Source organism: Bradyrhizobium sp. MI1.7 (genome assembly GCF_055811795.1).
Map to the genome: position 1 here is coordinate 24,198 of NZ_JBVVPO010000034.1, position 25,846 is coordinate 50,043.

Here is a 25,846-nt window from a genome sequence, read left to right on the forward strand (position 1 = left end):
GAGGTTCTTATCGAGATGGCTCATGTCGAGGTTCAGGCGACCGAAGTGGTGGGCGAGGTGGCTGTTCAGCCCCCTCGCCGATCCCCCGTGCTGGCCTCGCTGGAGCGCCTCCTCGGCCTCGCCGTCGAGATCCCCGCGGCAATCCTGGTCGTCGCCGAGATCGTAATCCTGTTTGCCGGCGTGGTCGCACGCTATGGCGTGCACCGGCCGCTTATCTGGTCGGATGAGCTCGCCTCGATCCTGTTCCTGTGGCTGGCGATGCTGGGCGCGGCGGTCGCATTCCGCCGCTCCGAGCACATGCGCATGACGGCGCTCGTCGCGAGCGCGCGGCCGGCGTTGCGCGCCTATCTGGACATGGTCGCGACCTGCGCGGCGCTGGCGTTCCTGGCGCTGATCGTCTGGCCATCCGCCGAATACGCCTACGAGGAAAGCTTCATCACCACGCCGGCGCTCCAGATCTCGAACATGTGGCGCGCCGCGGCGCTGCCGGCCGGCATCTGCCTGATGGCGGTGTTCGCGCTGCTGCGGCTGCTGCGCGCCGCCGATTACCGCATGGTGCTGACGGCGGTGATATCGGTTGCCGTCATCGTCGGTCTGTTCTGGTTGGCGCAGCCTTATCTGCGGCCGCTCGGCAACCTCAACCTCGTCATCTTCTTCGTCGGCGTCGCCGGCTTCTGCGTCTTTGCCGGCGTTCCCATTGCGTTCGGGTTTGGCCTCGCGATCTACGGCTATCTGGCGCTGACCACGCGGACGCCGGTGATGGTGCTGGTCGGGCGGATGGACGAGGGCATGAGCCACCTCATCCTGCTCTCGGTGCCGCTGTTCGTGTTCCTGGGGCTTCTGATCGAGATGACCGGCATGGCGCGGGCCATGGTCGCGTTCCTGGCGAGCCTGCTCGGCCATGTCCGCGGCGGCCTGCATTACGTGCTGGTCGGCGCGATGTATCTCGTCTCCGGCATCTCCGGCGCCAAGGCCGCCGACATGGCGGCGGTGGCGCCCGTGCTGTTCCCGGAAATGAAGCAGCGCGGCGCCAAGCCCGGCGACCTCGTGGCGCTTCTTGCGGCTACGGGTGCCCAAACCGAGACCATTCCGCCGAGCCTCGTGCTGATCACGATCGGCTCGGTCACGGGCGTATCGATCGCCGCCCTCTTCACCGGCGGCCTGCTGCCCGGCGTCGTGCTCGCCATCACCCTCTGCATGCTGGTGTGGTGGCGCTATCGCCACGAGGACATGAGCCATGTGCGCCGCGCCACGGGTGGCGAGATCGGCAAGACCTTCGTCATCGCCCTGCCCGCGCTCGCGCTTCCCTTCGTGATCCGCTACGCCGTGGTCGAGGGCATTGCGACCGCGACCGAAGTCTCCACCATCGGGATCGTCTACGGCGCCCTGGTCGGCCTCCTCGTCTACCGCCGCTTCGACTGGCGGCGGCTGTTTCCCATGCTGGTCGAGACCGCGGCGCTGTCGGGCGCGATCCTGCTGATCATCGGCACGGCGACCGGCATGGCCTGGGGGCTCACCCAATCCGGCTTCTCGCGCTCGCTGGCTTCAGCCATGACCGGATTGCCCGGGGGGCCTGCGACCTTCATCGCCGTGTCGATCCTGGCCTTCACCATCCTCGGCAGCGTGCTTGAGGGCATTCCGGCAATCGTGCTGTTCGGGCCGCTGCTGTTTCCGATCGCCCGTGCCGTCGGCGTGCACGAGGTGCACTACGCCATGGTGATCATTCTCGCCATGGGTATCGGGCTATTCGCCCCGCCCTTCGGCGTCGGCTATTATGCCGCCTGCGCCATCGGACGCGTCGATCCGGCCGAAGGCATCAGGCCGATCTGGGGCTATCTGCTGGCGCTGCTGGTGGGATTGATCATCGTCGCGATCTTCCCCTGGATCTCGATCGGATTCCTGTAGAGCGCGGCGTCAAGGAGGGTTCGATGAGCGAGCGGCAGAACCAGTACAATATCGGCCTCGACAAGACCCCCGCCAATTACGTCCCCCTGAGCCCGCTGAGCTTCCTCGCGCGCAGCGCCGCCGTCTATCCCAACCACGTCAGCACTGTCTATGAGGGCCGCAGCTTCACGTGGCGCGAGACGCATGAGCGCTGCAAACGCTTTGCGTCCTGGCTCGGCGGCAAGGGCATCGGCGTCGGCGATACCGTCGCGGCGATGCTGCCGAACATTCCGGCGATGAACGAGGTGCACTTCGCCGTCCCCATGACCGGCGCCGTTCTCAATGCGCTCAACATTCGTCTCGATGCGCCTTCGATCGCGTTTCAGCTCGATCATGGCGGCGCCAAGATCATCCTGGTCGATCCGGAGTTTTCGACTGTCATCACCGACGCGCTCGCGCAGATGAAGGGCCCGAAGCCGTTCGTCGTCGACGTCGACGACGCCGCTTTCAAGGGCGGCAAGCGCATTGGCGAGATCGAGTACGAGGCGGCGGTTGCGCAAGGCGACCTGGACTTCGCGGCGATCCCGCCCAAGGACGAATGGGACGCCATCGCGCTGAGCTATACTTCGGGCACCACGGGCAATCCCAAGGGCGTCGTCACCCATCATCGCGGCGCGTATCTCAACGCCGTCAGCAACATCCTCGCCGGCCAGCTCGGCCAGCATCCGGTCTATCTCTGGACGCTGCCGATGTTCCACTGCAACGGCTGGTGCTTCCCCTGGACCATCGCTGCGGCCGCCGGCATCAATGTCTGCCTGCGCAAGGTCGAGCCGACAAAAATCTTCGAGCTGATCAAGCAGCACGGCGTCACCCACATGTGCGGCGCGCCGATCGTCTACAACACGCTGATCAACGCACCCGATGCGCCGAAGGGCAGTGCCGCGCGCGGCGTCGTCGGCCTGATCGCCGGCGCCGCACCGCCGGTCGCGGTGCTCGAAGGCGCAGAAAACATCGGCATCAGGCTTACGCACGTCTACGGCCTGACCGAGGTCTACGGCCCCGCCTCCGTCTGCGCCGAGCAACCCGGCTGGGACGATCTGCCCGCCGCCGAGCGCGCCAGCATGAAGCGGCGGCAGGGCGTGCCCTACCCGCTCGAGGAAGGCGTCACCGTCATCAATCCGCAGACGATGCAGGAGGTGCCCCGCGACGGCGAGACCATCGGCGAGGTCATGTTCCGCGGCAACATCGTGATGAAGGGTTACCTCAAGAACGAGAAGGCGACGAAAGAAGCCTTCGAGGGCGGCTGGTTTCACACCGGCGACCTCGGCGTGCTCGACGAGCACGGTTACGTCATCATCAAGGATCGCTCCAAGGACATCATCATTTCCGGCGGCGAGAACATTTCCTCCGTCGAGGTCGAGGACATCCTCTACAAGCATCCGGCCGTGCTGTTCGCAGCCGTCGTCGCAAAGCCCGATCCGAAATGGGGCGAGGTGCCCTGCGCCTTCGTCGAACTGAAGGACGGCGCCAGCGCGACCGAAGCCGAAATCATCGCCTTCTGCCGCACGCATATGAGCGGCTTCAAGACGCCGAAGGCCGTCGTGTTCGGACCGATCCCGAAGACGTCCACGGGCAAGATCCAGAAATTCCTGCTGCGTAACGAGATCGGCTCGTCGAAGGCGATCTCGGCCTGAACCGAGCCGGCGCGATCAGTGCGTCTCGAGCCGCATGCCGTCGTAGGCCGGCACCACGCCCGCCGGCAGCGATTGCCGGATCACCTCGTAATCGACGTCGGCCGTCATGTTGGTGATGACGGCGCGCTTGGGCTTGAAGCGCTCGATCCAGGACAGCGCATCGTTGATGCTGAAATGGCTGGAATGCTGGGTGTAGCGTAAGCCGTCGACGATCCAGAGATCGAGATTCTCCAGCGCGCCCCAGCTCTCGCGCGGGATGTCGTTGAGGTCGGGCGTGTAGGCGGCATTGCAGATGCGATAGCCGAGCGCGGGGATCTGGCCGTGCTGGACCAGGAAGGCGGTCATGGTCACGTCCCCGCCCTTGCCGCTGATGGTCCGGCTTTCGCCGGCCTCGATCGAATGCCGGTGCAAAATCGGCGGATAGTCGCTGCCCTCGGGCGAGATGAAGCAATAGGAGAACCGCGCCATGATGTCTTTCGCGGTCGACTGGTTGAAATAGACCGGAATGCGCTTGCGCATGTGGAGCACGACGGAGCGCAGATCGTCCATGCCGTGGGTCTGGTCGGCATGCTCGTGGGTCAGGAACACCGCGTCGATGTGGTCGACATTGGTATCGATGAGCTGCTCGCGCAGGTCGGGCGAGGTGTCGATCACGATGCGCGTGGTGCCGTGGTGTGATGTCTGCTCAACCAGCAGCGAGCAGCGGCGGCGGCGGTTCTTTGGATTGTTGGGGTCGCAGGCGCCCCAGCCGAGTGCCGGGCGCGGCACGCCGGCGGAGGAGCCGCAACCCAGGATCGTCAGCGTCAGCGTCATGCGGCTCCCAGTCCTAAGATTTCACCTTGGAGAACAGGCGGAAGAAGTTTTCGGTGGTCTGGCGTGAGATCTCATCGAGCGACACGCCGCGCGTTTCGGCTAGCACCTTGGCGACCTCGACCACATAGGCCGGCTCGTTGCGTTTGCCCCGGAACTTGCCGGGCGCAAGATAGGGCGAGTCTGTTTCAACCAGAATACGGTCAGACGGCAGTTCAGCCGCAAGCGCGCGCAGGGTCTCCGACTTCTTGAAGGTCAGGATGCCCGTGAACCCGACATAGAGCCCGAGCGACACCGCCTTCAGCGCCAGCTCGCGCCCGCCCGTGTAGCAATGCAGCACGGCGCGAAACGATCCCTTGGCCGCTTCCTCCTCCAGGATGCGGCCGCAATCCTCGTCCGCCTCGCGGGTGTGGATCACCAGCGGCAGGCCGGTCGCACGGGCCGCCGCGATGTGGGCGCGGAAGCCCCTCGCCTGCGCCTCCGGCGCGCCGTTGTCGTAGAAATAGTCGAGCCCGGCCTCGCCGAGCGCGACCACCTTGGGATGCCCGGTCAACCCGATCAGTTCGTCCGGCGAGATGCCGTCTTCCTCGTCCGCGTTGTGCGGATGGGTGCCGACCGAGCAGTAGACGTCGTCGTAGCGCTCAGCGATGGCCAGAAGCTGATTGAGCTTTCGCACCCGCGTGGAGATCGTGACCATACGGCCGATGCCGGCCGCACGTGCACGCGAGACGATCCCGTCGAGATCTTCCGCAAAGTCCGGAAAATCCAGATGGCAGTGGCTGTCGACCAGCATCGCCCGAACGCCCTAGGCCGCCGGCTCGATGTAGCGCGGGAACGCCGGTGTCGGCGCCGGTAGCGTCGAGCCGGGCGCGATCCGTTTGGCGCCCCCGAGCATCACGAAATTCCGCTCGCCCGCGGGAATGCCGAGGCTGTCGAGCAGCAAGCCCGAGGCAGTCGGCATCGCCGGCTGGGCCAGGATCGCGATCTGGCGCACGACTTCGGCGGTGACATAGAGCACCGTCTTCTGCCTGACAGGATCGGTCTTGGCGAGCGCCCACGGCGCCTCGCCCGCGAAATAGCGGTTGGCCTCCGCGACCACGGCCCACACGGCGTTGAGCCAGTGATGGATCTGCTGCGTCGCCATCGCTTCGCGCGATGCGGCGATCATGCCGTCCGCCATCGCCAGAATCGCCTTGTCGTTGTCGCTGAACTCGCCCGGCTCCGGCAGCACGCCGCCGAGCTGCTTGGCGACCATCGACAGCGAGCGCTGCGCGAGGTTGCCGAGGTCGTTGGCGAGATCGGCATTGATGCGCGCGACGATGGCATCGTGGTTGTAGTTGCCGTCCTGGCCATACGAGACCTCGCGCAGGAAGAAATAGCGCATCTGGTCGACGCCATACTGGTCGGCAAGATTGAAGGGGTCGACGACATTGCCGACCGACTTCGACATCTTCTCACCCCTGTTGAACAGGAAGCCATGGGCATAGACCCTCTTCGGCAGCGAAATGCCGGCCGACATCAGGAATGCGGGCCAGTAGACCGCGTGGAAGCGGATGATGTCCTTGCCGATGATGTGCACGTCGGCCGGCCAGTAGCGCCAGTTCTTGTCGCTCTCGTCGGGGAATCCGACGCCGGTGATGTAATTGGTCAGCGCGTCGACCCAGACATACATCACGTGCTCTTCGTCGCTGGGCACTTTCACGCCCCAATCGAAGGTGGTGCGCGAGATCGAGAGATCGCGCAGGCCGCCGCGTACGAAGCTCACCACCTCGTTCTTGCGCGAGTCCGGGCCAATGAATTCAGGATGATCTTCGTAGAGCTTCAGAAGCTTGTCCTGATAGGCCGACAGGCGGAAGAAATAGCTCTTCTCCTCGACCCATTCGACTGGCGTGCCTTGCGGGCCGAGGCGCACGCCGTCGTCGTTCAGGCGGGTCTCGTCCTCGGCGTAATACGCCTCGTCGCGCACCGAGTACCAGCCGGCATAGGTGTCGGAGTAGATGTCGCCGTTCGCTTCCATGCGCCGCCAGATTTCCTGGCTGGAGCGATGGTGCTGCTCTTCGGTGGTGCGGATGAAGCGGTCGAACGACACGTTCAGACGCTCGTCCATCTCCTTGAAGCGGCCAGCATTGCGGGTCGCGAGCGCGGACGGGGTCAGGCCCTCGTTCTGCGCGGTCTGGACCATCTTCTGGCCGTGCTCGTCGGTGCCGGTCAGGAAGAACACGTCCTTGCCGTCGAGCCGCGCAAAGCGCGCCAGCACGTCGGCCGAGATCGCCTCATAGGCGTGGCCGATATGCGGGCTGCCGTTGGGATAGGCGATGGCGGTCGAGATATAGAAGACGTTGTCGCGCGCGGGCGCAGCAACGGGAGTTGCGGCTTGCGGAGCGGCGACGGGCTTTGGCGCGGGCGGCGCCTCAGGCTTCGACACCTTCGGCTTCGACACCTTGGGCTTCACAACCTTCGGCGGCGTGGCGACGGGAGCCGGTGCGACGGTCACGGCAGGCGCAGTCACTTTCGTTTTCTTGGCGGCCTTCTTCGCGGGAGCCTTGCTCTTCGCCGGAGACTTGGCTGCCTTTTTGGCCGCTTTCTTCACCGCCTTCTTGGCGACGGCCTGCTTCTTCGCAGCCTTCTTGCCGGCCTTCTTTGTCGTCTTCGCAGCGCTCTTCTTCACGCCCTTCTTGGCGGCAGCCTTCCTGGTTTTCTTGACCTTCTTGGCAGCTTTGCGCGCGAGCGCCTTCACGGCCTTCTTCACGGCCTTGTTGGCAGCCTTCTTCTTGCTGCTCTTGCCTCTAGCGGTTTTCTTAGCTCGCGTGGCCACGACGAATTCCTTTACCGGCTTCTCGAAATTTGGAAACGAACCTGCGTTAGGTCATTATTTGGAGCATGATCCTGTCGGAAAACCGCTGCACACTTTTCCGGATCATGCTCTAGCGCGTTGCGTCCGCCAGCCAGCCAAACACCGAGAAAACCAAGGGCTTTCGCTCCAGATTGTAGGTTTCGGTGTCGCGCGCGGCGCGGACGATCTTTTCCCATACCTCAGCTAGGCGCGCAAGGCGCGGCAGATTCTGGTTGGCATTGGCCTCGTCGGAGTGCAGGCGTTCCGCAATCCAGCGATCGATGCCGTCGATGAAGGCCGCCAGCGCGACGCGGTCACTGGTGCCGAGCGAATCGCCGAGCGTGTGCAGTTCGCGCGGATCGACCTGTGGCAGGCGCGCAAGCAGCGCCGCCGTGCGCTGCTGCAGCTTCAGGGCATCGCCGCCGAGCAGCGTCAGCGCCCGCGCGACGCTGCCCTCGGAGGCCTCCGCGGCCTCGCGCAGCGCCGGATCGTTCGGATCGAGGTCAGCCGTCGAAGCTGCGGCGCCGATCACATCATCCGTGCCGAGCGGGCGCAGGCGCAGCTTGCGGCAGCGCGACTGGATCGTGGCGAGCACGCGCGCCGGCGCGTGGCTGACCAGGAGGAACAGCGACTGCTGCGGCGGTTCTTCGAGGATTTTCAGCAGCGCGTTGGCGGCATTCGGGTTGAGCTCGTCGACGGTGTCGACGATGCAGACGCGCCAGCCCTCTGCCGCGGCAGTCGAGCCGAAAAAACCGATCGTCTCCCGCGTCTCGTCCACGGTGATCACGGTGCGCATCACGCCGCGATCGTTGGCGGTGCGTTCCAGCGTCAACAGCCCGCCGTGCGAGCTGGCCGCAACCTGCCGCGCCACGGCGTTATCAGGATCGATCGCGAGGGTCTGGGCTTGCTGCACGGACGGCGCCAGCGGCTGGCCGTTGGAAAGCACGAAGCGCGCCATGCGATAGGCCAGCGTCGCCTTGCCGATCCCCTGCGGCCCGCCGATCAGCCAGGCATGCGGGATGCGCCCGCTGCGATAGGCCGCGAGCAGCGCCGTCTCGGCCTCGCGATGGCCGAACAGAAGGCTCGTCTCGCGCGGATGCGGAATGGCGGTTTCGCGTTCGGCCTGGCGCGGGCTCATAGGGAAACCACCGATGCAGGGGTTGGGAGAAGACGGTCGCGCAGCGCCGTCCAGACTCGTCCAGCAACCGTGTCGGGATCGGAATTGGCATCGATCAGGACGCAACGGCCGGGATCGTCCTCGGCGATCTTGCGATAGGCCTCGCGCAGGCCCTGGTGGAAGCTGAGCTGCTCGCCCTCGAACCTGTCAGGTGTGCCGCTACCACGACGCACGGCGGCGCGCTGCAATCCAATCTCGACCGGCAAATCGAGGATGAGGGTGAGGTCCGGCTTGAGATCGCCGATCGTGACCCGCTGCATCGCGTTGATCAGGCCCATCGGCACGCGGCCGAGGCTGCCCTGATAGGCCCGCGTCGAGTCGGCGAAGCGGTCGCACAGCACCCAGGCGCCCCGATTGAGCGCAGGCTGGATCACGGTGCGGACATGGTCGTCGCGGGCAGCCGCGAACAGCAGCGTCTCGGCTTCGGGCCCGAGCAGCTTGCCCATCCCCGACAGCACCAGGTGGCGCATGATCTCGGCACCCGGCGAGCCGCCGGGCTCGCGCGTGACGAGGGTCCGCATCCTGGCCGCAGTGAGGCGATCGGCGAGCTTCTTGATCTGGGTCGACTTGCCGGTGCCCTCGCCGCCTTCAAAGGTGATGAAGCGTCCGCGTCCGGACGGCCGCTGTGCTGCGCTCTCACTCATGATCAGAGCTTCTCGGCGCCCGCGCGGAACATGCCGATCACGAGCTCGCTGGCGCCGTCGATCGCGCGGCGCATGGTCGAGCCGGTGCCGATCGCTTCGGCGGCATAGACGGGCGTTTCCACCGCGATATTGCCGCTGCGCCAGACCTTGACCACGCCGACCTTCTGCCCGGCTTCGATCGGCGCGCGCACCGGTCCGCTATAGACGATGCGCGCAATCAGCTTGTCGCTGCCGTTCTTGTGCACCATCACCTTGACGGGCGTCTTGGCGACCAGCTTGACCGAGCGGCTCTCGCCGCCAAACACTTTTGCGTAGCCAACCTGCTGGTCGGCCGCGATCAGGGTGCGGGTCTCGAAATTGCGAAAGCCCCATTCCAGCATCTTCTTGGCTTCGGTGGCGCGATCCTCAGGATCTTCCAGGCCATTGACGACCACGATCAGCCGCGTGCCGTTCTGCACGGCCGAGCCGACCATGCCGTAGCCGCCTTCTTTGGTGTAGCCGGTTTTCAGACCGTCGGCGCCTTCCATCGAATTGAGCAGAGGATTGCGGTTGGGCTGGCGGATCTTGTTCCAGGTGTACTCCTTCTCGCCGAACAGTTTGTAGAATTCGGGGAAGTCGAGAATGATGTGGCGGGCGAGGATGCCGAGCTCGCGCACTGTCATCTTGTTGCCGGGATCGGGCAGGCCGTTGGAATTGCCGAAGGTCGACTTCGTCATGCCGAGCTCGCGGGCACGCTTGGTCATGAAGTCGGCGGCAAAGATCTTCTCGTTGCCGGCGATGCCCTCGGCCAGCGCGATGCAGGCGTCATTGCCGCTCTGGATGATCGCGCCATGCAGGAGGTCGTCGACCGAAACCTTGCTGTTGATGGCGGCGAACATCGTCGAGCCGCCCGAGGGCGCCCCGCCTTTGCGCCAGGCATTCTCGCTGATCCGGTACTCGTCGGTCGGCTTGATGTCGCCCTTCTTGATGGCATTGAAGACGACTTCCGCCGTCATCAGCTTCATCATGCTGGAGGGCGCACGCAGCTCGTCGGCGTTCTTCTCGAATAGGACGCTGCCGCTGGAAGCCTCGATCAGGATCGCGGTGGGGGCGTCGCCATCGAAGCCGGAATCCTCGGCTTTCTTGGCGCCCTGGATGCTCTGGTTGGCGGCGTAGAGGGCCCCGCCCCAGCCGATGCCCGCCACCAGAACCGCCGCGATCAGCCCACGCGCCAGCGCACCGGCGGAGAACCGGGTGCGACGGAGCGGAAAAAGACGAAATGCCATGGCGAAGCCCTGAGAGCGGCGTTCTAACAGCAGGAACCGGTGCGAACAACACGGGGCTGGCCGCCGAACCCGAGATTGCACGATTCTCGGCGCGCCCCTATCGTGGCACCTGATATTTCCCGACCAAACCCCTGAAACAAGGCGGAAAAGCGATGTTGTCCACCCGCGTGATCAAGGCCAACGGGATCGACCTGTTCATCCGCGAGGCCGGCCAGGGTCCGCTGGTGGTGCTGTGCCACGGCTGGCCCGAGCTATCCTACTCCTGGCGCCACCAGATCCCGGCGCTGGCGGACGCCGGTTTCCACGTCGTCGCCCCCGACATGCGCGGCTACGGCCAGAGCGCGGCGCCGGCGGACGTCGCCGCCTACTCGATCTTCGACACGGTCGGCGACATCGTTGGCCTCGTGCACGCGCTCGGCGAGAGCAAGGCGATGGTGGTCGGCCACGACTGGGGCGCGCCGGTCGCCTGGCACGCGGCGTTGTTCCGGCCCGACATCTTCACGGCGGTGGCGGGCCTGAGCGTGCCGCCGCCATTCCGCGGCCGCGGCAAGCCGCTCGATCTGCTGCGCCTGGGCGGCGTCACCAATTTCTACTGGCAGTATTTCCAGACGCCCGGCGTCGCCGAGGCGGAGTTCGAGCGTGATGTTGCCCGCACCATGCGCATCGTGCTCGGCGGCCGCGGCCTTGCCGATCCCAGCGCCGCGATGTTCGTCCAGGAGGGCAAGGGCTTTCTCGGTCACGCGCTCACCGAGGAGCCGCTGCCCAACTGGCTCAGCGAGGCTGACCTCGCCTATTTCACCGAAAGCTTCCGCAAGTCCGGCTTCCGCGGCGGGCTGAACTGGTATCGCAACCTCGACCGCAACTGGGAGCTGACGGCGCCCTGGCAGGACGCGCAGATCCATCAGCCATCGCTCTTCATTGCCGGCTCGAAAGACGCTGTCATCACCGGCCTGATCGGCGCCAAGCGCGTCAACGAGCTCGAGCGCGTGCTACCCAATCTGACGCGGAAGCTGATCATCGAGGGCGCCGGCCATTGGGTCCAGCAGGAGCGGCCCGACGAGGTCAATGCCGCGCTGCTGAAGTTCCTGCGCGAGGTGACTGTGCGTTAGGCGAGATCCTTTTTCATCGCGATGTGGACGGCGCCCGCCTGCCCCATCTCGGCAAATCCTCGCCGCAGGTAAAGCCTATGCGCGGCCGAATTGTCCGCAAGCACCGAGAGCGTCAGCGCACCGACACCCTGCTGCCGTGCGCTCGCTTCGAGCGCGTCGAGGATCTTCGTGCCGGCGCCGCGACCGCAATCGGCCGGCAGCAGCGCGATGTCGATGATGTGCCAGCACTCGCTTGCGCAATGAAGCAGCAGCCGGCCGATCGCGGTCGCGTCCTGTGTGACGATCAGCGAGATCGCACGCGGAAACTGCGCGGCATAGCCGGCCGCCTGGCCGCGGAACTGTTGCGCGATGATCTGGCCGACGATCGGCCCGGACAATCCGGTCGCGGTGAATTGCCCTGTCCGCACCTCCTCGAAGAGACGCCGGATGAACGGCTCGTCATTCGGACTTGCGGGCCGAAGCCGAAGAGCCGGATCGTCCGGGACGATGTCGAGCGGCGCGCCGTCAATCATGCCGTCGCGCACTCAAGATCGTTCAGGAGCTGCCGAAAGCCGGAAAGATTCCCGCGTAGGCGATACACCACACGATCGCCTGGGTCGGCTGCATGTTGTCGTGCGGCAGGTTCTGCCCGGTGAGTGTGACGGCGCTTGGCACCAAGGTGAGACTGCCGGGTGGCGCCGTGAAGCCGGTGAAGTTCGGGTCGATCGCAACCGTGGTCCCCGCCGCGCCGGGACCTGCCGTAGCGCCTGTCGCGCTCTTGTCGCCGAGTTGCAGGGCGTGCGTGTGCCTCGCCATGTTGTCGCCGATCAGCGTCACCGTCGAACTGCCGACGGTCTCGCCGACGACATAATTTTGCAATCCCGGACCTTGCCCCTGGCCGATCGCGACCGAACCGTTCAGGTTCGGCAAGGCGAAATTGGTCGTGCCATTGCCGCCGTAGTAGGTACCGACGAGTGCAAATAATGCACTGTAACCCTGAATTGGCAGGAGCTGGCCGCCGCACGGCAGCCAGGCGCTGTTGAAGCCGCCGACTGCAAAAGGAAACGCAAAAGCCTGGATTTCTCCGACGAACGGATCTGACATGGTGTCTTTCCTCGAGACTGAATACGGATGCGCGCGCAGCCTAACCGGACGAAGGGAAGACGCCCGCGTAGCAAATGCAGTAATTGGCAACGACGCTCGGCATCATGTTGTTGTGCCCGAGGCTGTTGCCCGAAGTGGCGACGCAGGGGGCCATCGTGGAGTACGTCCCGGCGTTCGCAATCGGTGCGTAGAGTTCACCTGCTGACGCCGTGGCAAGATGAAGGGTCGGCCCGGGCGTTACATCCGTTGCCGTCACGGTCGAGGACATCAGCGCATGACTGTGGGTCGGCATTTCGGCTTCGATCAGGGTGTGGTTCTCCTCACCCCCGGGCTGGCCCAGCGTATAGTTCGGAAGGCCTGTCCCCTGTCCCTGTCCAATCGGCACACGGCCGCGCAGATCGGGAAGGTTGAACGTGTTGACGCCATCGCCGCCATAGGTGGTGCCGATCACGGCGTAAAGCGTCTCAAATTGGGCAATCGAGACCGACTGTCCATTGCAGGCGAACCAGCCGTCCGGCACCCGCGGAAAGCCAAACAACCTGATCTCGCCGAGAAACGGATCTGCCATCGCATATGATCCTTTGGTGTGCGCCCGTTCCGATCCGATCGGCGAATGCGCGAATGTGGGAAAACTGAAGTGGATGGATTACGGTTGCGAAAATGCGGCCGTGCAGCCGCTCAGCTTCGCGACGGAAAAATCCCCTGCGTCGCGATCAGATAGCTGATCGTGAGATAGGGCTGCATGTTGTTATGCTGCTGGTTGCCGCCTTCGTTCACCAGATTGGTGGCGGTGGCCAATGGCGTGTCGCCGCTCCCGGCTGCGGCAAAAATCTTCGTCGGATTGGTCGCCGGCAGTGAGTTTGTCGCGAAGACGTTGCCTGTGGGAGGGACGCTCCCGCGTCCGCCTCCTCCGACCGCTGCAGACACTTGAATAAGATGATTGTGGGCCGGGAGCTGCTGCACATTGAGGCTGGCCATATACGATCCGCCGGTCATGCCCACGGGATATTGGCCGGCGCCACTCGAGCCGAGGATCGCGCGACCGCGCAGATCCGGGAGTGCAAACGTCGTCACTCCGTTGCCGCCATAATAGGTGCCGAGCAACGAGAACAGTGCGGAATTTTGCTGGATGGCCAGCAGCGCACCGTTACACAGCGCCCAACCTCTGGGAATCACTGCGCCCGCAAAAGGCATGATCTGTCCGAGAACCGGCTGTAACGGCATGACCCCTCCCCCAAAAAACTAACGACCCGTCGCGTGATGATGCAAACCACGACGGCGGCACTTAAATTAAAGAATGAATTTATTGCGGCCCACTCGCCGAGATTGTTGAACAGCCAGCGTCGACAGTCAAGCGCAAGCGCAACCATAAATTGATACATCAAGCGTTTCCGTCGATTGCCATCAAAGCACGCTTTTGTTGCCGCTATGCAACGGTTCGCCGCAAAGTAGTGCCCGCGACTTGGTTCCGGCAGTTTGGCTGGCTCGTTCGCTTGCGTTGCGCACCGCGTCCCGTCAAATGCACGCAACGATATAGGCGAATAATTTCACAATCAGGGATTTTAGGCGGATGCTCTATCGAGAGCTGCCGCTAAGGGGGGCCGGTGAGTCACGCAATTGCGGTGGCCATTCCAGAGATAGTCGGGGAACTGGCGGTCCCGACACGCGATGGTGAAGCTAAGCCTTCGCGGATATTGCGCTCTCTCTGGCGGGCGGCTCAACGCATCTGCATCGCGGCCGTCGTGATGCTCGGCGCGATGGCAGCGGCGAACGCGGCTTGTGATCAAACGACGGATTCGACGTCGGGCGTGACGATCAACTTCACGTCGGTCGGTCAGATCTATCGCCTGTGTTTGACCGTTGGCGCAGCCGCGGCCGACGACTCGGTTGTATACGGCGTCTATTCCGTCGCGGGCACAGACGCCTTTTACAATGCACCGATCGCAAATTCGAGCGGCCATTCGGGCAGCCCACTGCTCACAGCGGCCGATTATAATCCGACCACGTCAAAGGCAACTTACACATTTCATCCAACGAACCCGAACCAAAACGGTCAATCCGCGAAGGCCGGCCAGGCCGAGATCGATATCACGCTGAACAGCAAGACAGGTAACGGACAGGACTCGATCATCCTGTATTACGCGCCGGGCTGCAGCGATTTCAACGTGGGCTGCTCCGGCAGTTCGATAGCAAACACCGCTTACACGTTCACGATCAATCTGCCCGTCCCCGCGCCGACCATCACTTCGATTACGCCGACTTCAGGCCCAGGTGGAGGCGGCACCAACGTGATCATCACTGGCACCAATTTCACAGGTGCGACGGCCGTGACGTTCGGGACAACGGCCGCGACTGGCGTCACGGTCAATTCGGCGACCCAGATCACTGCGACATCTCCGGCCGGGACTGGCACCGTGGATGTCCGAGTGACGACGGCCGGCGGGACGTCGGCGACGTCGGCGGCAGACCAGTTCACCTATATTGCCGCCCCGACTGTCACCTCGATCTCACCGACCGCAGGCCCCACCGCCGGCGGGACGTCGGTGACGATCACCGGCACCAACTTCACCGGAGTCACGGCCGTGACGTTCGGCGGGACCGCGGCGGCCGGCTTTACGTTCAATTCAGCGACATCGATCACGGCGACCTCGCCGGCGGGTGCCGCCGGTGCTGTTGACGTCAGGGTCACGACACCGGGCGGGACATCAGCGACCTCGGCTGCGGATCAGTTCACCTATGCTGCTCCGCCAACCGTGACGTCGATCTCGCCGGCATCAGGCCCGCAGACCGGCGGCACAACCGTGATCATCACCGGCACGAACCTCTCCGGAGCAACTGCGGTCACGTTCGGCGCAACAGCGGCAACCGGTTTAGCGGTCAATTCCGCGAACCAGATCACCGCGACATCGCCCGCAGGCACTGGTACGGTCGACATCACGGTGACGACCGTGGGCGGAACATCGACAACGTCAGCAGCCGATCAATTCACTTATGTTCCGGCACCGACGGTCACTTCGATTTCGCCGACCTCGGGTCCGGGCTCTGGCGGCACCTCCGTAACCATCACCGGCACCAACTTCTCAGGCGCGACGGCCGTGGTGTTCGGAGCAACGGCTGCGACTGGCGTCACGGTTAATTCGGCGACCCAGATCACCGCGACGTCGCCGGCAGGAACCAGCACGATCGACATCAGGGTGACGACAGCCGGCGGCACGTCGGCAACATCGGCAGCGGACCAGTTCACCTATATTCCCTCACCGACCGTCACCTCGATCTCCCCCACTGCGGGCTCGCAGGCCGGCAGCACGGTGGTGACGATCACAGGCACAAATTTCACCGGCGTCACGGCCGTGTCATTCGGCGGGACGGCCGCGCTCGGCTTCACGTTCAATTCAGCAACATCGATCACAGCGACCTCGCCGCCCGGGACCGGCGTCGTGGACGTGAGGGTCACGACGCCGGGCGGGACGTCCGCGACCTCGGCGGCTGATCAATTCACCTATGCCGGCCCTCCCTCCATCACGTCGATTTCGCCGACAGGCGGCCCCCTGGGCGGCGGCACGACGGTCACGATCACCGGCGCCAATCTGTCAGGTGCAACGGCGGTGACGTTCGGCGCCACGGCGGCGGCCGGCTTCACCGTCAATTCGGCAACCCAGATCACCGCGACATCGCCTGCCGGGGCCGGCACCGTAGATGTCAGAGTGACCACCGTGGGCGGAACGTCGGCAATGTCCGCCGCTGACCAATTCACCTACACCGCCGCGCCGACCGTCACCTCGATCTCACCGACTACGGGTCCGCAGACAGGCGGCACGGTCGTGACGGTCACGGGCACAGGCTTCACCGGCGCCACCGCAGTGACATTCGGCGCAACCGCCGCAACGAGTATCACGGTCAATTCGTCAACATCAATCACCGCGACGTCACCCGCCGGTACCAGCACCGTTGACCTCCGCGTGACCAATCCAGGCGGCACCTCGGCCACCTCCGCCGCCGACCAGTTCACCTATGTCGCCACGCCAGCCGTCACGTCGCTTTCGCCGACGTCGGGGCCGGCGGCCGGCGGCACGGTGGTAACGATCACGGGCACCAATTTCACCAGCGCGACAGCCGTGACGTTCGGTGCAACCGCGGCGGCGGGCTTCACCGTCAACTCCGCAACCTCGATCACCGCGACATCGCAGGCCGGCACCGGTACCGTCGACGTCAGGGTGACGACCACGGGCGGCACCTCGGCCACATCGGCGGCAGACCAGTTCACCTATTTCGCCGTGCCGACCGTGACGTCGATCTCGCCGACGGGCGGCCCGCTCGCAGGCGGCACGTCGGTGACCGTCACCGGCACCAATTTCACCGGTGCGACCGCCGTGAAGTTCGGGGTGACGAATGCATCGAGCTTCACGGTCAATTCCGCGACCTCGATCACCGCGGTCTCGCCGGCCGGCGCCGGTACGGTCGATGTCACCGTGACGACGCCAGACGGAACGTCCGCCACATCGGCATCGGACCAATTCAGCTACACGCCGGCACCAACGGTCGGCTCAATCTCACCGAGCTCCGGATCCGCGATCGGCAGCACCTCCGTGGCGGTCACGGGGACCGGATTCACCGGCGCCACCGCAGTGAAGTTCGGCGCCAACAACGCGACCAGCTTCACGGTTAATTCGGCAACGTCGATCACGGCAACCTCGCCGCCCGGCGCCGGCACGGTCGATGTCACCGTGACGACGGCCGGAGGAACGTCGCCGACCTCGGCGGCAGACAGGTTCACCTATCTGTCCGCGACGACCACCACGGAGCTCACCTCGTCGAAGAATCCGAGCAGCTACGGCGAGTCTGTAACGTTCACGGCCAAGGTGAGGAGTTCGGGCGGAACGCCGACGGGAACGGTCACTTTCAACGACGGCGGCACGCCGATCGGCACGTCTACCCTGTCGGCCGGTGACGCCACCTTTGCCACGACCACGCTCCCCGTCGGCAATCACAGCATCACGGCGACCTACAACGGCAGTGTGGCCTTCAACGCCTCGACATCGCCGGCTCTGAACCAGTCGGTCGACATTCCCGCCGACAGCGCCAAGCTGCGCGCCCTCCAGCTCAACGTCACCAAGATCGTGGCACAGAGCTCGGGACAGGCGATCTCCGGTTCGATTGACACCGCGATTTCCGAAGGGTTCAGCGACGGCGGGCAATACATCATGCCAGGCGCGGGCGGGCTGCGCGTCAATTTCGCCGCCGCGCCCGACGGCGATGAGGACGACAAGCCCAAATCCGGTCAGCAGCCCGGTTCTCAAAGTTTGAACGCCTATTCGGGCGACGGCGGCTCCGGCCGGACCGGCGGCCGCGGGCGCGGCTCCTCGCGGATCGATGACGCCTTCGCCGCGATCGATCGGGCGGCTCCGACCAAGGCACCGGCTGCGCGCTTCAGGGAGCAGAAGGACTGGCTGTTCTGGATCGACGTGCGCGGCAGCGGCATCGATCAATGGGGCTCGTCCGGCAACATCGGTCAGGGTGCAACCCAGGCCACGCTTTTCGGCCAGCAGATCAACCTGCTGTCGGGACTGACCTACCGGGCGAGACCCAATTTGCTGGTCGGTGTGACCGGCGGCTACGAGAACTTCAGCTACACCCAGACCGACATCAACGGAAAGCTGAAGGGCGACGGCTGGACCGTCGGCGCCTATCTCGGCTGGAAGATCATCCCGACGCTGCGTTACGATGTGGCCGTGACCTATTCCGGCATCGGCTATGACGGCACCGCCGGCACGGCGCAAGGCAACTTCAACGGCAATCGCTGGATATTCGCGACCGGCTTCACCGGCAGCTACAGCTGGGCCAATTTCAATATCGAACCGTCGGCCAAGGTCTACGCGATCTGGGAGCGGGAAAACGCCTATGTCGACTCGCTCGGCACCCAGCAGGCGGCCCGCACCTTCTCGAGCGGCCGCGCGTCTGCCGGCAACAGGGTCTCCTATCCCGTGCCGTGGCTCGATAGCGTGCTGCTGGTCCCCTATGCCGGCGTCTTTGCCGACTATTACTTCACGCAGGACGATGCGGCCGCGATCGTTGCTGCGGGCGGCATCCCGCTCGCTTCGACACCATTGCTCCAGGGCTGGTCAGCCCGCGTCACGGGCGGCATCGGCGCAAGGCTGGCGGGCGGCACCACGGTCGGCTTCGGCGCCGAACTCGGCGGCATCGGCAGCAACACGCAGATCTGGACGTTCACGGGACGCGCGCGCATCCCATTCTGATCCCTGAGCGCGACGACGTGCCAGCGGCGCTACGTCGCTCGCCGGATTTGCCGGCTTGGTACCTGCTTAGTAGAGGCCGCGGCCGCTCAGGATGCTGCGGGCCTCGGCGGCGCCGTCGGCCGATGACGGAGCGTTCTCGGTCGCGTAGCGGCCATCCTCGTCATAGGACACGGCGCGCGCGTTCTGGAGCGCCCGGCCCCGGCCCCGGCTGCGGCTCGAGGCCGACATCTCCGAGGTCGCGTTGAGCGACGCCATGTCGGCGGAGGTGTTGCCGAGATTGTAGGGCCGCCCTTCCGGCGTCGGAACCTCGCCGCGAATGGCGCCGCGGTTCGAGGACGGAAGCTCCGGCACGAAGGGCCTTGCCGAGGCAACCCGCACCATCGAGGGCGACGGCGCCGGGATCCCGGTGCGCAGGGTCGCCATCAGCTGGCGATCGTCGGAGCCTTCCAGCGGCGCCCGGCCAACGTATTCGACACGGACCTTGGCGACGCCATTGCCTTTGAATTCAAGGAGTTCAGCGGCTTTGTTCGAGACGTCGATCAGCCGGTTGCCGTGATAAGGCCCCCGGTCGTTGACGCGCACGATCAGCGATTTGCCGTTCGAGACATTGGTCACCCGCGCATAGGACGGCATCGGCAGAGTCGGATGCGCCGCTGTCAGCGAGGTCATGTCGAACACTTCGCCATTGGCGGTCAGGCGGCCGTGGAAATCGTCGCCGTACCAGGACGCCATACCCTCGGCGCGGTAGTTGACGTCCTCCTCCGGCACGTAGGTCCGGCCGGCCACAACATAGGGCTTACCGACGCGGTAGGTGCCGCCGCCTTTCGGAACCGGATCCCCAAGCGCCACGACCCGCGGGCTCGAGGACACGCCGTACTTCGGATCGACCCGGCTGGCGAACTTGTTCGAGGAGGCGCAATTGGCGAGCGCGAGGCAGGTCGCGACCGCGGCAACACCGCGTGCGGCCCGCAAAACCGAATCTGACCGTCGGATCCCCATGCGCCCCAAATACCACTTCGCCGGAGGCGTACCCAACCCGCTTTGGCTACGGGGGAGCGCTGTCCGGTCCCAAAATCCGAGGCGGCCCACCACCGCGTCGGAAGCAGTAAGGATAACGCAACCCGAACACGGCGGAAATGGGGAGCCCACAGCGTTCACGCCGGGATGGTAAACGGGGCGTTCGCTTCTCCCCGTTGATCTACGGAGCGCAGGCCCCCTGCTCTGTGCCACTCCTGGACATTCTGTTGCGCCAAATCCTCACTCCACCCCCATTGTCTTGTGGTTCACTGGAATTCTTTTGACTGTGCAAGGCCGCACGCGTTTTCTCGGTTGCAGGGGCGAACTGGAATTTGACGATGATCGAGACGGTTTCGGCACTGATGGGTCTGGTAAGCGCGGGGATCTTCCTGGCCCATGCGTTTGAAGGTTACCGCACGAGGGCCTGAGGGCATTCGCGCGGACGGCAAGGATCACCTCTTTCAAGACGGCACGTTCGGACAATCTTAATCGATCCGACCGAGCATCGAACACGAGAGCGGCAGGTGTCCCATGCGCAACCATGACTTCGTATCCGATGGCTTCCTGGCACTGACCGCCGGCGGCTTGTTTCTTCTCTGCTCGAGCCTCGTGGCACTGGCCTTCGCCTGAGCACCACCACCAGGCTCCTTCTTTCTAACCACAACTACACCGCGATGCAGCATACAGCTCTGTCCGGTATTGCCCTGCTCCCGTTTAGTTGATTGAATTTCTGCGTTCGGCGCCTCGACTCATTTCAAGAGGCCATCACCAACGAGGGTGACGCAAATGCTTGCTGAGAAATTTTTTCTGGTTCTGGAATCGCTGATCCGCGGCGACCGCACCTATCCCGACGGAAGCCCCCGGGTGATCAGCACCTCCCCGCACGTGCCGGTGAAGCTGCCGGACCGGAAATAGCCATCCCCCAAACCTCCGAATCACGCGCTGCTCAGCGCAGGCCCAATAGCGAGCGGCGATAAAGGCTGTCGCGGGCCTCGCTCAGGCACACGAAGCTGCCGTCGAAACCCTGGCCATACCGCTTCTGGCCCTTGCCGTAGTAGATGCCTTTCCTGAAATCGAGCCAGACCACCTGATCGTGCGGGCAATGACGTTGCGCCTGCGCCTCGTAGCGAAACGGCGTCAGCGGCGTCGCCGAGACCTCCGCGCCACCGGCGCCAACCACGATTGCGACGGCGACCGCGATGCCGCCGAGCCCTTTGCCGAAGCCGCTCCAAGACACCCCCGCCTCCCGATTCAAGCCCTGACTCTTTGGCCGTTCGGCACAGTAGCACGAGACTGCGCGATCTGCCGGCCGCAGCCAGCGGCTTGGCCGTCTTCCACCGGCCATCTTGTCGGGTTACATGAAGGCGAGATCATCTCAGCTCGCGAGGATGCTGCCTGAATGTCGGTTGAGCCTGGACCCGAGTCCGAACTGCGCACCGAACCCCGCCCGCCGTTGCCGCGTTTGGGCCTGCTGCCGATGATCATCTTCGGCTCGCGCTGGCTGCAACTGCCGCTCTATCTCGGACTGATCGTGGCGCAATGCGTCTACATCGTGCTGTTCCTCAAGGAGCTCTGGCATCTTTCCTGGCACGCGATCGACCTCACCGAACAGCAGATCATGATGAGCGTGCTGGCGCTGATCGACGTCGTGATGATCTCCAACCTGCTCGTGATGGTCATCGTCGGCGGCTACGAGACCTTCGTTTCGCGGCTCGACCTCCAGGGTCATCCCGACGAGCCGGAATGGCTCGGCCACGTCAATGCGAGCGTCCTGAAGATCAAGCTCGCCATGGCCATCATTGGCATCTCCTCGATCGCGCTGCTGCGCACCTTCATCGAGGCCGGCAATCTCGGCTCGAACCGCGCCGGCTTCACCGAGACCGGCGTGATGTGGCAGGTCCTGATCCACATCACCTTCATCGCCTCGGCGATCGGCATTGCCTACGTCGACAGGCTCAGCGACTCCGGAATGCGCAAGCACGCCGAGTGAGGGCAACGGCCGGCCTTCTTATTGTTTGCTTGCTTCGAGCTGCGCGAGCGCCTGGTGCAGGCACTCCTGAAGCTTCTGCGCGACCTGCTCGCGCGCCACGCCCTTGGCGGCAAGATCGCCGGACACCTTGCCCACGACATCGTCGATGCTCTGGCTCTCCAGATTGTCTGTCACCAGCGCCGTTGCGTAGCTTGCCGCGGCGTCGCCGCTGAGCCCGAGCTGGCCCGCGGCCCAGAGCCCGAGCAGCTTGTTGGACCGGGCCGTGGCCTTGAACATGAATTCCTCGTCGTGAGCGAATTTGGCCTCAAAGCCCTGCTCGCGCTTGTCGAACGTGGTCATGGTCAGCTCCAATGCGTTTTCGCTGAAGAGAATCGGACTGGCTGGGAGCGAGCGTCTCCGTGGTTCTCGTCAGTTTAGGATCATTTGAATCTTCCTCCCGGAAGGCAGAGGCCGTCAAGCCTGCGCGGTGGTGCGCCGCAGCCCGGGCGTGGGCACGGCACGCACCAGCGCCACGCCAGCCAAATCGGCTAGGCAGAGATGTTTACCGTCCGTTAAGCAGACTCGGCGCCCGATGGGCCGGGGGACATCGAGAGCTGACGCATGAACAAAGAGCTGCGGGAGTTTCGACGGCTTGAACGGGTCTGCCTCGAGCAGGCCGCCCTCTCCACCATGGATCTCGCGCGAAGCGGGTTGCTCAAGGTCGCCGACGATTGTCGGATCGCGGCCGAGGCGATCGAGGCGCAAGCGCCCCGCGGCGCGTTCGCCGGCGCCGTCCAGGCGCTCAAGCTGGCTTTGAGCGCAACGGGAATGTCCAACCGGCATTAGCGGCCGGTCTCCGGTTGGGAGATCGCTTCAGAAGATTGCGGGCGGAGACCGCGTTCGGTCAGCCCTTCGCCTCGGCCGCTTCGCGCGCGAGCCGCTCGGCCCTCAGCCGTTCCTTGTTGGCGTAAAACGCCTTCTGGGCCTCTTCGTGATCGCGCATGGCCTTTTCGGCCTCGATCCGGCGTGCGGCATCACGAGCCTGGCGCTGCTCAGGGGTCAGGGGTTTGCGTCGGAAGGAAAGGTCTTCGGTCATGCGGAGACAACGCGCAAGCAACGAAACGGTTCCATGAGTTGAACCCGGCAGTCGACGCGGCCGATTGAAGTATCAACATATCAGATAGTTAGATGATGCATTCGGTCGGCCGGACCTATTGCGTCGACCCCGGCGGCTTGACGCCTGTGAGCGGGCACTGCGGCGCTGCGGGAATCGCGCTGCGCACGGGCGGATCCGGATAGTATTCGGTGTTTTGCTGAACCTGACGCGCCAGCTCCGTGCCTCCGAGCAGCGTGATCAACATCAGGGCCTCGTCGAGGCCCGCGGATATTCCGGCTCCGGTCAGGCGATTGCGATCCAGCACGAAACGCGGATGTCCGTCGGCAACCTTCACCTTCGGGAACAGCGTCGGGAAGCATTCCAGGAAAGCCCAGTGCGTCGTCGCCCAGTGGTCGTCGAGAAGGCCCGATGCCGCGAACAGCATTGCTCCCTCGCAGACCGAGCACATGTACTTCGCACCAGCGGCCTGCCCGGTCAGAAACTGGACGTAGGTCCGGTGCGGATCGTTGATGATCTCGGTGAGCGCGTCTGGATCGCCGCCGGGAATCCAGACGGCATCATACTGGGTGCATTCCGCGAAGGATTTTGCGACCTCGAACGGAAATCCCCGGTTGCGAAACCGTTTCATTCCCGGCTTTGCCGCGACGATCTCGACGTCGAAGTCGGCCCAGTCGAACATTTCGAAGGGACCGGCGACGTCGAGCATGTCGACGCCGTCGTAGACGGGAATGCCGATCTTCATCGCGCGCAATCCTCCCTACCTCCTGTGACGATCAATGTTTGTGGCCTACGGGCGTCGCCGCGGGTGTCGCCGTCGGCTGCTTGGCATGGCGCATCCCCGCCATCCCGAGGCCGCCGCCCGGCGCGTTGAGGTCAGGAACGATCGCGATATTGGCCATCATGCCCGCGTCCTCGTGGTCCAGGATGTGGCAATGCAGGACGTACTCGCCGATGTAGCGGTCGTACCGCGTCCTGACGCGGATCTGATAGTTGTTCTCGACGATGATCGTGTCGCGGAATGTGTGCCACATGCCGCAATACTGGTTGGCCAGTTGCTGCTTGTCGGCATACACGATGTCAGCTTTGCAGGTGCCGTCGGGATTATAGATCGATATCTGCTGACCGTTGGTGTTGGTGGTGGTGACGTCGATCACCTGGAACGGATTGACGTGGATATGGAAGATGTGCGGCTCGCCTTGCGCGGACAGCAGCCAATCGTCCGTGGTGTTGACCTCGCGCGTGAAGTTCACCACGTCGGGATCGTACGAGGCGTTGTTGACCGTGAAGGCCGGGAAGTTGATCGCGAAGGCCGCCTGCTGCTGCTGGCTGCCGGCAGCCGGCGGCGCAAGGTTTTCGAATGGCGCCCACGGCCGCAGATCGCCGTCACGCAGCCCGGTGCGAACGGCGTCCGGCAACGTCGGATTGGCATCGTATAGCGCCTTGCCGACATAAGCCTGCAGATCCCCCGTCACGGGCTGCCCTCCGCGCACATGGACGTAGGCCAGCAATTGCGGGGTCGACGGCCCCTGCCCGCCGCCATTGCCGTTGGACACGCGCTCTGCCTTCGGCGCCGCCTGGTTGAGCAGGCAATAGTCACCGTCCGAGGGGAATACGACGAGGACGTCGCTGCGATAGCCGGGCTGCATGTAGTTCGATTCAAGCACGCCGCCGACTTGCGAGGCGTGCACGGTGCGCAATTTGGTCCGGGTCAGACCGTCGGATGCGATCTCGAACTGCGGGATCAGTGTGCCCGTCGAGGCGTTGCAGGCGGCCAGAAGATCGGCCTTCTGCTGCTGGCGGTTGCCGCTCAGCGCCGAAGTCGCGATCAGGTTCGTTGTGCCGACCGGCGTAGCCCGCACGAGCTGAATGTTGATCGTGTCGTGAATGCCGGCATGCACGAAACGCCAGCGCTGGATCTCGCCCGCCGGCACGGTGAGCGTCGGCTGCACGATGCCATTGACGCTGGTGAAGCGGCCATTGGTGTCCCAGATCGACGATGAGTCCAGTTGCAAGCCAAAGTTCTCGACGACGCCAGGGCTTACCGGATTGCCTGACGTCGCCAGCGGGCACGTCCACGGCGCGTTGGCGATATTTGCCGGACTGCTGGCGTTGTAGAGTCCCTGCGTGGTGTAGATCTGTTGCCACGGGCCGCCGGGCTGGTTCGGCTGGTTGGCGAAGCAGGCATAGGCGATCTGCTGAAACAGGAAGAGCTGCTCCTTGAACGGGGCGCCGTTGACGTCATGCAGGACCGTGTCGATATCGGCAATCGGCTTCGGGTTCTGCGACGACGGTGGCGTATAGGGACGCTCGCCCTTGACGACCAGCACGCCCGAGGCGCCGCTCGCCACCTGCACTGCCGTCGAGCCATGACGGTGGGCGTGATACCAGAACGTCCCCGCCGGATGGTCGTTGGGGATGTTGATCTCATACGGAAACTTCGTCTGCGGGGCGATGTTGAGCAGCACGTTGTCGCTGTTGCCGGCGGGCGAAACGTGCAGGCCGTGCGTGTGCAGGTTGGTGGTGTTGAAGCACCCGACCAACGCCGGCAAGCCCAGCCCCTCCGGCGGATTGGGCAAACAGCTCGGGTCGTCCTTCGCGAGCTGGTTGATCAGGTCGACGCGCAGCGTATCCCCGGGCTTGACGAAGATCGCCGGGCCCGACTTGCAGCCGCCATAGGAGCGCAGCTCGACGGGGTCGAGGCCATCGGGTTGCGGATCGGTCGGATCCGGGTTGTTGATGAAGAAGCGGCCACGCACGAAGTTGAGCACCACCGAGACGATCGAGCCGCTGCGCGAGATCGATCCTTGCGGCCGGCAGCCGCCAACGGCCGGCGCCACGCCGGCCTCCAGGGCCACGACATTGCCCTGTCCGGGCAGCGTCGGCGGCGGTTCGAAAGCACGGGGAACCGGCGCCGCGAATGCTGGAAGGCTCGGTCCCAGCGCGGCGATGACAAGACCAATTCGCGCGAAGCTCTTCATCATGTTGTCCGC

Annotated in this window: 23 protein-coding genes; 7 read left to right on the forward strand and 16 right to left on the reverse strand. The window is 64.6% G+C overall.

Going from position 1 to position 25,846, the window contains the following annotated elements; translation table 11 throughout:
* The first annotated feature begins 15 nt into the window (after positions 1-15).
* Positions 16-1,905: a TRAP transporter large permease gene (locus AC0L3X_RS27195; RefSeq protein ID WP_354123802.1), complete on the forward strand. Its 1,890-nt coding sequence runs from the start codon at positions 16-18 to the stop codon at positions 1,903-1,905.
* Between the two features lie 23 nt (positions 1,906-1,928).
* The gene (locus tag AC0L3X_RS27200) at positions 1,929-3,578 is read left to right on the forward strand and encodes an acyl-CoA synthetase (RefSeq protein ID WP_354131527.1); all 1,650 of its coding nucleotides are present in this window, start codon (positions 1,929-1,931) and stop codon (positions 3,576-3,578) included.
* A 15-nt stretch (positions 3,579-3,593) separates the two neighbouring features.
* On the opposite strand, the gene AC0L3X_RS27205 is transcribed toward AC0L3X_RS27200, so the two are convergent.
* The 6 genes from AC0L3X_RS27205 to AC0L3X_RS27230 form a co-directional block, all read right to left on the reverse strand.
* The gene (locus AC0L3X_RS27205) at positions 3,594-4,391 is read right to left on the reverse strand and encodes an MBL fold metallo-hydrolase (RefSeq protein ID WP_283016467.1); all 798 of its coding nucleotides are present in this window, start codon (positions 4,389-4,391) and stop codon (positions 3,594-3,596) included.
* Positions 4,392-4,404: 13 nt separating this feature from the next.
* Entirely contained in the window at positions 4,405-5,181 is a 777-nt protein-coding gene (locus tag AC0L3X_RS27210; RefSeq protein WP_283016468.1) for a TatD family hydrolase, read from the reverse strand.
* A 12-nt stretch (positions 5,182-5,193) separates the two neighbouring features.
* The gene (gene metG, locus AC0L3X_RS27215; protein WP_283016469.1) at positions 5,194-7,203 is read right to left on the reverse strand and encodes a methionine--tRNA ligase; all 2,010 of its coding nucleotides are present in this window, start codon (positions 7,201-7,203) and stop codon (positions 5,194-5,196) included.
* Between the two features lie 109 nt (positions 7,204-7,312).
* On the reverse strand, positions 7,313-8,359 hold the full coding sequence (locus AC0L3X_RS27220) for a DNA polymerase III subunit delta' (RefSeq protein ID WP_283016470.1): 1,047 nt from the start codon (positions 8,357-8,359) through the stop codon (positions 7,313-7,315).
* The gene (gene tmk, locus AC0L3X_RS27225; protein ID WP_085401502.1) at positions 8,356-9,042 is read right to left on the reverse strand and encodes a dTMP kinase; all 687 of its coding nucleotides are present in this window, start codon (positions 9,040-9,042) and stop codon (positions 8,356-8,358) included. The genes AC0L3X_RS27220 and tmk overlap by 4 nt, the downstream gene beginning before the upstream one ends.
* A 2-nt stretch (positions 9,043-9,044) precedes the next feature.
* Entirely contained in the window at positions 9,045-10,307 is a 1,263-nt protein-coding gene (locus AC0L3X_RS27230; RefSeq protein WP_166341880.1) for a D-alanyl-D-alanine carboxypeptidase family protein, read from the reverse strand.
* Between the two features lie 152 nt (positions 10,308-10,459).
* On the opposite strand from AC0L3X_RS27230, the gene AC0L3X_RS27235 reads away from it, so the two are divergent.
* Positions 10,460-11,416, forward strand: a complete 957-nt coding sequence (locus tag AC0L3X_RS27235) for an alpha/beta fold hydrolase (protein WP_354113831.1) — start codon at positions 10,460-10,462, stop codon at positions 11,414-11,416.
* Here the strand turns inward: AC0L3X_RS27235 and AC0L3X_RS27240 are convergent.
* The 4 genes from AC0L3X_RS27240 to AC0L3X_RS27255 all read right to left on the reverse strand — a co-directional run bounded on the left by AC0L3X_RS27240 (position 11,413) and on the right by AC0L3X_RS27255 (position 13,723).
* Positions 11,413-11,928, reverse strand: a complete 516-nt coding sequence (locus tag AC0L3X_RS27240; RefSeq protein WP_354123800.1) for a GNAT family N-acetyltransferase — start codon at positions 11,926-11,928, stop codon at positions 11,413-11,415. The two genes, AC0L3X_RS27235 and AC0L3X_RS27240, sit on opposite strands and share 4 nt — an antisense overlap.
* A gap of 22 nt (positions 11,929-11,950) precedes the next feature.
* Positions 11,951-12,499 (reverse strand): phage tail protein, encoded by a 549-nt coding sequence (locus AC0L3X_RS27245; protein ID WP_354113829.1) that lies wholly within the window; start codon positions 12,497-12,499, stop codon positions 11,951-11,953.
* Between the two features lie 40 nt (positions 12,500-12,539).
* Positions 12,540-13,067, reverse strand: coding sequence for a phage tail protein (locus AC0L3X_RS27250; RefSeq protein ID WP_166096568.1), 528 nt, complete (start codon positions 13,065-13,067; stop codon positions 12,540-12,542).
* Between the two features lie 110 nt (positions 13,068-13,177).
* On the reverse strand, positions 13,178-13,723 hold the full coding sequence (locus AC0L3X_RS27255; protein WP_063983286.1) for a phage tail protein: 546 nt from the start codon (positions 13,721-13,723) through the stop codon (positions 13,178-13,180).
* Between the two features lie 521 nt (positions 13,724-14,244).
* On the opposite strand from AC0L3X_RS27255, the gene AC0L3X_RS27260 reads away from it, so the two are divergent.
* Complete coding sequence (locus tag AC0L3X_RS27260; RefSeq protein WP_441268831.1) at positions 14,245-18,753, forward strand: beta strand repeat-containing protein; 4,509 nt, start codon at positions 14,245-14,247, stop codon at positions 18,751-18,753.
* A 66-nt stretch (positions 18,754-18,819) separates the two neighbouring features.
* Here AC0L3X_RS27260 and AC0L3X_RS27265 read toward each other — a convergent pair whose 3' ends face one another.
* A complete protein-coding gene (locus AC0L3X_RS27265; protein WP_354113827.1) occupies positions 18,820-19,752 on the reverse strand; it encodes a septal ring lytic transglycosylase RlpA family protein in 933 nt (310 codons plus the stop codon).
* 804 nt (positions 19,753-20,556) lie between these two features.
* Here AC0L3X_RS27265 and AC0L3X_RS27270 point away from each other — a divergent pair.
* Positions 20,557-20,685 (forward strand): hypothetical protein, encoded by a 129-nt coding sequence (locus AC0L3X_RS27270; protein WP_256374848.1) that lies wholly within the window; start codon positions 20,557-20,559, stop codon positions 20,683-20,685.
* A gap of 31 nt (positions 20,686-20,716) precedes the next feature.
* Here AC0L3X_RS27270 and AC0L3X_RS27275 read toward each other — a convergent pair whose 3' ends face one another.
* Positions 20,717-21,007, reverse strand: a complete 291-nt coding sequence (locus tag AC0L3X_RS27275; protein WP_071913898.1) for a hypothetical protein — start codon at positions 21,005-21,007, stop codon at positions 20,717-20,719.
* A gap of 162 nt (positions 21,008-21,169) precedes the next feature.
* On the opposite strand from AC0L3X_RS27275, the gene AC0L3X_RS27280 reads away from it, so the two are divergent.
* A complete protein-coding gene (locus AC0L3X_RS27280) occupies positions 21,170-21,760 on the forward strand; it encodes a TIGR00645 family protein (protein ID WP_063983282.1) in 591 nt (196 codons plus the stop codon).
* Positions 21,761-21,778: 18 nt separating this feature from the next.
* Here AC0L3X_RS27280 and AC0L3X_RS27285 read toward each other — a convergent pair whose 3' ends face one another.
* The gene (locus AC0L3X_RS27285) at positions 21,779-22,099 is read right to left on the reverse strand and encodes a DUF1476 domain-containing protein (protein WP_063986370.1); all 321 of its coding nucleotides are present in this window, start codon (positions 22,097-22,099) and stop codon (positions 21,779-21,781) included.
* A gap of 261 nt (positions 22,100-22,360) precedes the next feature.
* On the opposite strand from AC0L3X_RS27285, the gene AC0L3X_RS27290 reads away from it, so the two are divergent.
* Positions 22,361-22,585: a hypothetical protein gene (locus AC0L3X_RS27290; RefSeq protein WP_028153369.1), complete on the forward strand. Its 225-nt coding sequence runs from the start codon at positions 22,361-22,363 to the stop codon at positions 22,583-22,585.
* 58 nt (positions 22,586-22,643) lie between these two features.
* On the opposite strand, the gene AC0L3X_RS27295 is transcribed toward AC0L3X_RS27290, so the two are convergent.
* From AC0L3X_RS27295 to AC0L3X_RS27305, 3 genes are all read right to left on the reverse strand, one after another.
* Entirely contained in the window at positions 22,644-22,835 is a 192-nt protein-coding gene (locus AC0L3X_RS27295) for a hypothetical protein (RefSeq protein WP_028153368.1), read from the reverse strand.
* A 115-nt stretch (positions 22,836-22,950) separates the two neighbouring features.
* Complete coding sequence (locus AC0L3X_RS27300) at positions 22,951-23,598, reverse strand: DJ-1/PfpI family protein (protein ID WP_354113826.1); 648 nt, start codon at positions 23,596-23,598, stop codon at positions 22,951-22,953.
* A 31-nt stretch (positions 23,599-23,629) separates the two neighbouring features.
* Positions 23,630-25,837: a multicopper oxidase family protein gene (locus tag AC0L3X_RS27305; protein ID WP_354233553.1), complete on the reverse strand. Its 2,208-nt coding sequence runs from the start codon at positions 25,835-25,837 to the stop codon at positions 23,630-23,632.
* Positions 25,838-25,846: the final 9 nt, after the last annotated feature.